A 6,386-nucleotide genomic window follows, 5' to 3' on the forward strand; every position below is an offset into this window, starting at 1 on the left:
CACGGCGTCAAGGTACTCGGAGATCGCGTCCCGGTTGTGGGTCAGACACTCGATGCGGCGGGTCATGCGGTCCCGCTCGTCCTCCAGCGTGGCGATCATCTCCGGTGTGGCGTCGGAGAAGTGGATGAGCCGGGGTTTGTCCAGGCACGGCAGGATCTGCTTGATGATCCGGGTCGGAAGGCCGGCGTCGAGCAGCCCCCTGATCTGGAGCACCCGGTCGACCAGGCGCTCGTCGTACGCGCGGTAGCCGTTCGCGCAGCGGTCGGGCAGGATCAGCCCCTGCTCCTCGTAGTAGCGCAGCAGCCGGCGCGGTGTCCCGGTGCGCTCCGACAGCTCTCCGATGCGCATGTGCCCCTTCCTTCCACCCTCGCATCCTTCACATCCATGTGAAGGACGCAGCGTATCGTGGGGCGGGCGCGCTCGCGAGGGGGCGGAACGCGCCGGGAAAAGTGCCAGGTGATTGAACGCGGGCCCCCGGCACGCCGTACGGATAACGACGGGCCCGACCACCCGAGCCGGGCCCGCCGTGCCACCACCGGGCTTCGCAGGGAAGGACCTTCGGGTTGTCGCGCCAATCGAGCTCTCATCAGCGGTCGGAAACGGACAAGGGAACCACGGAGGAGGGCCCGACGGAGGGCCCGGCGCCGGAGGGTCCTCCACAGCGCACGCCGGATATCCCGGCCCAGCGGCGGGAGGACACCGGGGAGCGGGACGCGGACCCCGAACAGGAGGTGGGCACCGTCCCCGGCGTGGCCGCCATCCGTGAGGGTTGGCGGGCCAAGTACCCCATCGCGGCGCGCACGGTGGCATGGACGGTCACGGGGCTGTCCTTCGCCCTCGTGTTCCTCGCCCTCAGCCTGCCGACCAAGCTCACCCTCCTCGAACCCGGCGCCTTCCTGCGCATCCCGGTGGAGGGGATATTCGGGGCCACGCTGCTGCTCATGCTGCCGTCGATGGCGCGGCGGGTGGTGGCGGTGGTCGCCGGGGCGGTCCTCGGGGCGCTGACCATCTTGAACCTCCTCGACATCGGCTTCAACGAGTTCCTCGGCCGTGGGTTCAACGTGGTGCTCGACTGGATACTCCTGGACGACGCCGAGGCGTACGTGAAGGACTCGCTCGGCGGGACGGCCGCGACCGTCGCCGTGATCGGTGTCGTGGTCCTCGCCGTCGCCGTGCTCGTCCTGATGGCGCTCGCCGTGCTGCGGATCGGCAACGTGATGGCGAGGAACAGCGCCGTGGCGACCCGTACCACCCTGGTGCTCGGCACCGTCTGGGTCATGTGCGCGGCGCTCGGGGTGCAGGTGGCCGGGGCGCCGTTCGCGTCCCGGAGCACCACCGCGCTGGTCCAGGACCGGGCGGAGCGGGTGCGCAAGACCCTCAAGGACGAGCGGGAGTTCGCCAAGGTGGCGGCCGTCGACACCTACGGCGACACCCCCGGCGATCAGCTGCTGACCGGGTTGCGCGGCAAGGACATGATCTTCACCTTCATCGAGAGCTACGGCCGCGCGGCCATCGAGGACCCGGCGATCGCACCCGGTGTGGACAAGACGCTCAAGAACGCCACCAAGCGGCTGAACGAGGCCGGGTTCGCCTCCAAGAGCGGCTGGCTCACCTCGGCCACGTTCGGCGGCAGCAGCTGGCTGGGGCACTCCACCTTCCTCACCGGCCTGTGGATCGACAACCAGAACCGCTATCGCACCGTCACCGCGGGCGACCACATGTCCATCACCCGGGCCTTCCAGCGCACCGGCGCCTGGCGGACGGTCGGCATCATGCCGGGTGTCACCAAGGGCTGGCCGGAAGGCAAGTTCTACGGCCTCGACCATGTCTACGACTCCCGCGACCTCGGCTACAAGGGCCCGAAGTTCAGCTGGTCGACCATGCCCGACCAGTACGCCCTGAAGGCGTTCGAGCGCCTGGAGCACGGCAAGAAGCGCGACAAGCCGCTGATGTCGGAGATCATCCTGACCTCCAGCCACCAGCCCTGGGCACCCATCCCCAAGACGATCCCGTGGAGCGAGGTCGGCGACGGCTCGGTCTACAAGGCCATCCAGAAGGCCGGCAAGAAGCCCGCGGACGTCTTCACCGACCCCGACAAGGTGAAGACCGAGTACGGAAGGTCCGTCCAGTACTCGGTGAACAGCCTCATCGACTATGTGCTGAAGTACGGAAACAAGAACACGGTGCTGGTCTTCCTCGGCGACCACCAGCCCCTGGCCCGGGTCAGCGGCGACAACGCCAGCCGGGACGTACCCGTGGCGATCGTCGCGCACGACAAGGCGGTGCTGGACCGGATCTCCCACTGGGGCTGGCAGGACGGTCTGATGCCGGGCGACAAGGCCCCGGTGTGGAAGATGAGCTCCTTCCGCGACCGCTTCCTGGACGCCTACGGGCCGAACCCCGGTGGCGACACGGCCCCCTCCCAGCCGTCGTCCTCGCCGAAGCCCGCACCTGGAGGTTCGTCGAAGCCATAGCCCTCGACGGGCCTGGGCGCGCGGACGCGTCATATGGTTCTCCCGGTCCGCCACCAGGTCCGTCAGCCCCGTCAGCCCCGTCAGTCCGTCAGTCCGTCAGTCCGTCAGTCCGTCAGCAAGGACATATACGGGCCGAACTCCGAGGCCAGGGTCAGTCGGCCCAGCTTCTGGTATTCGCGCTGCAACGCGTGGATGAGGTCGGGCATCGTCACCGGACTGCCGGACTCGGCCGCGAGATAGGCGGCGGTGACGGCCACCGAGCGGATGTTGCCGCCGGCCAGTTCGAAGGACTCGGCGCAGAAGTCCAGGTCCAGATCGGTGGAGCGGGGGAGTGCGGTGCCCAGTGAGCGGTCCCACAGTCGGCGGCGGTGGCCCGCGTCGGGGAGGGGGAAGTCCACGACGAGATCGAGCCGGCGGGTGAAGGCGTCGTCCAGGTTGGCACGGAGGTTGGTGGCGAGGATGGCCAGCCCGTCGAACGTCTCCATGCGCTGGAGGAGGTACGCGCTCTCGACGTTGGCGTAGCGGTCATGCGCGTCCTTGACCTCCGAGCGTTTGCCGAAGATGGCGTCGGCCTCGTCGAAGAGCAGAACGCCGTTGATTCCGGCGGCCTCGGTGAAGATGCGCTCCAGGTTCTTCTCGGTCTCGCCCACGTACTTGTCGATGACGGTGGCCAGATCGACCGTATAGAGATCCAGGCCCAGATCGGCGGCGATCACCTCGGCCGACATCGTCTTGCCGGTACCGGAGTCCCCGGCGAAGAGGGCCGTGACACCGCGCCCCCGGCCACCGCCCGGCCGCATGCCCCATTCGCCCAGGACCCGGTCGCGGTGGCGGGCGCGGGCGGTGAGTTCGCGGAGCTGGGCGAGGGGGCCCGGGGGGAGTACGAGGTCGGACCAGTCCACGGCCGGTTCGATACGGCGGGCGAGACGGTCGAGCCCCGCCGCGTTCTGGGCGCGGGCCCCGGCGCGGATGTGGTCAGGGCGGAGGGTGCCGCCGTCCAGCGCCGCGCTCTGGGCGGCGCCACGGGCCGCCCGGGTGATCTGATCGGGGGTGAGGAGGAACGGGGAGAGTAGGCGGGTGAGGTTCAGGCCCGCGGGGACCGTGGCGCCATAGGCGTCGGACCAGAGCGCCGCCCGCGCCGTCGGCTCCACCCGCGGGGCGTGCAGCAGCAGCGGCGGACGCGAGGACCACGCGGCGTCCCAGGGCGCGCGGCCGGCCAGCACGACGGGCAGCGGGGTGTCCGCCACCAGCCGGATGACCTCGGGCTTGTCGCGGACGAGGGCGTCGATCGGACCGCACACCAGACCGGCGGAGGTGAGCCGGGCCTCTCGGGCGAGGATCCGCACCGCCTCGGCGGGCTGGGGGTCCCGGGCGAGGCGCTCCAGATCGAGGCCGAGGACACCGTGCCCAGCCCGGGAGAGGGCGGAGGCCCCCAGGGCGGTGCCCGCACCGCCCTGGTCCTCCCGCAGATACGCCAGGGGCTCTTCGGCGGTGAGGGCACGGGCGAGCGGGGCCGGATCGCCGACACCGGACACGTCCTGCCACGGGGCGAGCAGATCGACGATGCGCGGATCGGGGGTGTCATCGCCGAGGAGATGCGCCGTGACCCGGTCGGGGACGCGGAGCGCACGCGCCAGGAACGGGCGGTCCGGCTCCTCGACCAGCAGCAGACCGCCCGCGCACAGCGGGGCTCGGGGCGACAGCCGGGCCCGTGCGGCCGCGTCGGCCGCGGAGAGTCCGCACAGGCCGAGGGCGAGGCCGATGGAGGGCCGGCGGCGGGTGACATCGTCGTTGAGATAGCCGTAGAACCGCTCGAAGCGGTCGTCCAGATCCGGGACCAGCGCGATCAGCAGGATCTCCACATCGAGCGCGGAGAGGCCGAAGTCATGGGCGAGGGCGCGCAGTCGGGTCGGACTGCCCGCGCGGGCCGCGGCGTCGGCGCGCGCCTCGGCCTCGGACAGGAGGGCGGCGTCGGCGTCGTCGGGGACGGTGGAGTCGAGGGGGCGTCCGGAGTCGAGAAGCCGGTGGATGGTCTCGTCACTGAGGTAGAGACCGCGGAAGGCGTCGTCGGGGTTGGGGTCGGTGAGCTGACGGGTGTGGACGGTGCGCCGTATCCGCTGTTCGACGAGGATCGCGCGGTCGAGAAGATGGCGCAGGCTCGGATCCGGCTCTCCGGTCTCCGTGTCCGCCGGGCTCGTCATTCGGCCCGCTCCTCCGCCACCTGGGAGGCGATACCGGTGCGGCGGGCCCCGTACAGCGGCAGGTTGGCGCCACCCGGCATCGGCTGCGTGGGCGCCGCAGGCGCGGGCGCCTCCCGTGAGGAGTCGGAGAAGCCCAGGCGCACCCCCTCCTCGCCCACCTGCGGACCGGCCGGATAGACGGGCGACTCGGTGACCGGCACGCTCACCACCAGGTCGAGCGAGGGCTTGAGCTCGCCGCCGAGCGCGCTCCACACATCGGCGAACGACCGGTCCTCGGGCGGCGGCAGCGCGACCGTCATGGGGACGGACACGCCGAGTTCGGCGAGCGTGCCGGTGAGCCGTTCGGCGGGCAGGGCCTCGTACCGCAGCAGACAGGACAGCAGCGAGGACAGCAGCCGGTGCTCGTCCTCGGGGCGCTTGGTCCACGCGGTGATGAGATACGAGAGCTTGAAGTAGCGGGGCGGGCGGCGCCGGGCCACGATGGCGCCCCGCTCGTCGTACTCGTTGAGCAGACCGCGCTCCCGGCGGCGCATGTCCTCGCGGATGTCGTACAGATAGAGATTGACGGTGGGGGCGTTGACCTTGGCGGCCCAGTCACGGGTGGGGGCGTCGAAGACCACGGCCACCTGGCCGCCCGCCACTACATCGGCCCGGAAGATGGCGCGCAGCGCCTCGTCGACCTCGTGGATCACGGATGCTCACCCCCGGCCGGCGAAGTCGGGCGGCTGAAGGTTGCGCCGTACGACGAGCACGGGCTCATCCAGCCGTTCGAGCCCCGTCACCGTGGCGCGGAGCTCACGGGGGCCGAGCCGGTCCTTGGGCAACACCAGCATCTGGGCCTCGAAGGTGCCGCCGCGTCCCACCCGTACGGTCGACCGGGCCGCGGTGACGCCCGGATCCCAGCTGAGCGCGACCGTGGCGCCGGGCGGGAAGTCCTTGCCGCGGGCGATGGTCACATCGCCGGGGCGGGCGACCTCGGGGGTGACGGTCAGCTTGGGCTGGAGCACCTGGACGCGGGCCGTGTCGGTGTTGTCGGCACGCCGGGGATCGCGCGGCGAACCGCTGACGGAGACCTTCAGCTCACCGCGGATCGCGGTGCGGTATTCGGCCGTCTGGGTCACCGTGATCCGTCCGCCCGGCGCGATGGTGCACGGGGTGGCCCGGGTGCAGCGCGACAGCCCGGAGAGGTCGCGGTCGCCCGTGTCCTTGGTGCGGGGCCAGGTGGTGGTGACCACGACGTTCCTGGCCGTCTTCGGGCCTGCGTTGGTGAGGGTGAGGCGGGCCCCGGTCCGCTGCCCGGTGTAGGCGGGCGTGGGGCCGGCGGTGGTGGTGATGGCGAGATCCGCCTCGTTCGGCACCGGGGCCGGGCGCACGGTGAAGGTCGCGGTGTCGGTGCCGGTGTTGCCGGAGGAGTCGGTGGCGGTGCAGCTGACCCGCGTCCTGCCGACGGGGAAGCGCGAACCCGGAGGCGGATCGCAGCTGACCGGCAGATCGCCGTCGACCGCGTCCTGGGCGGTGGCGGTGAAGTCGACCTCGGTGCCGTTGTCGTCGGTGGCCTCGATGGTGCGGTCGTCCACGGTGACGACGGGGGCGGTCACATCGTTGACGGTGATGCTGATGCGCTGCTGGTAGTCCTCGGGGGTGGGCTCGTCGCCACCGTCTCCGCCGCCGGGGCCACCGTTCTGGCCGCCGTTTTGCTGGCCGCCGTTTT

At 71.2% G+C, this 6,386-nt stretch carries 5 protein-coding genes; 1 reads left to right on the forward strand and 4 read right to left on the reverse strand.

Annotated features, from left to right (window positions below; genetic code table 11):
- On the reverse strand, positions 1 to 348 hold a 348-nt coding region (locus NQU54_RS47820; protein WP_257636529.1), incomplete at its 3' end, for a MerR family transcriptional regulator.
- A gap of 215 nt (positions 349 to 563) precedes the next feature.
- Between NQU54_RS47820 and NQU54_RS47825 the strand changes: the two genes are divergently transcribed.
- Positions 564 to 2,474: an alkaline phosphatase family protein gene (locus tag NQU54_RS47825; protein ID WP_257636530.1), complete on the forward strand. Its 1,911-nt coding sequence runs from the start codon at positions 564 to 566 to the stop codon at positions 2,472 to 2,474.
- 104 nt (positions 2,475 to 2,578) lie between these two features.
- On the opposite strand, the gene NQU54_RS47830 is transcribed toward NQU54_RS47825, so the two are convergent.
- From NQU54_RS47830 to NQU54_RS47840, 3 genes are all read right to left on the reverse strand, one after another.
- On the reverse strand, positions 2,579 to 4,675 hold the full coding sequence (locus NQU54_RS47830; protein ID WP_257636531.1) for an ATP-binding protein: 2,097 nt from the start codon (positions 4,673 to 4,675) through the stop codon (positions 2,579 to 2,581).
- A complete protein-coding gene (locus NQU54_RS47835; RefSeq protein ID WP_257636532.1) occupies positions 4,672 to 5,367 on the reverse strand; it encodes a Pvc16 family protein in 696 nt (231 codons plus the stop codon). The genes NQU54_RS47830 and NQU54_RS47835 overlap by 4 nt, the downstream gene beginning before the upstream one ends.
- 6 nt (positions 5,368 to 5,373) lie before the next feature.
- Positions 5,374 to 6,386, reverse strand: a 1,013-nt coding sequence (locus NQU54_RS47840) for an HYR domain-containing protein (protein WP_257636533.1), incomplete at its 5' end; no start/stop codon positions are given.

Origin of the sequence: Streptomyces malaysiensis subsp. samsunensis, from assembly GCF_024519315.1 — a bacterium.
In the GTDB taxonomy this organism is placed as follows: Bacteria; Actinomycetota; Actinomycetes; order Streptomycetales; family Streptomycetaceae; genus Streptomyces; species Streptomyces malaysiensis.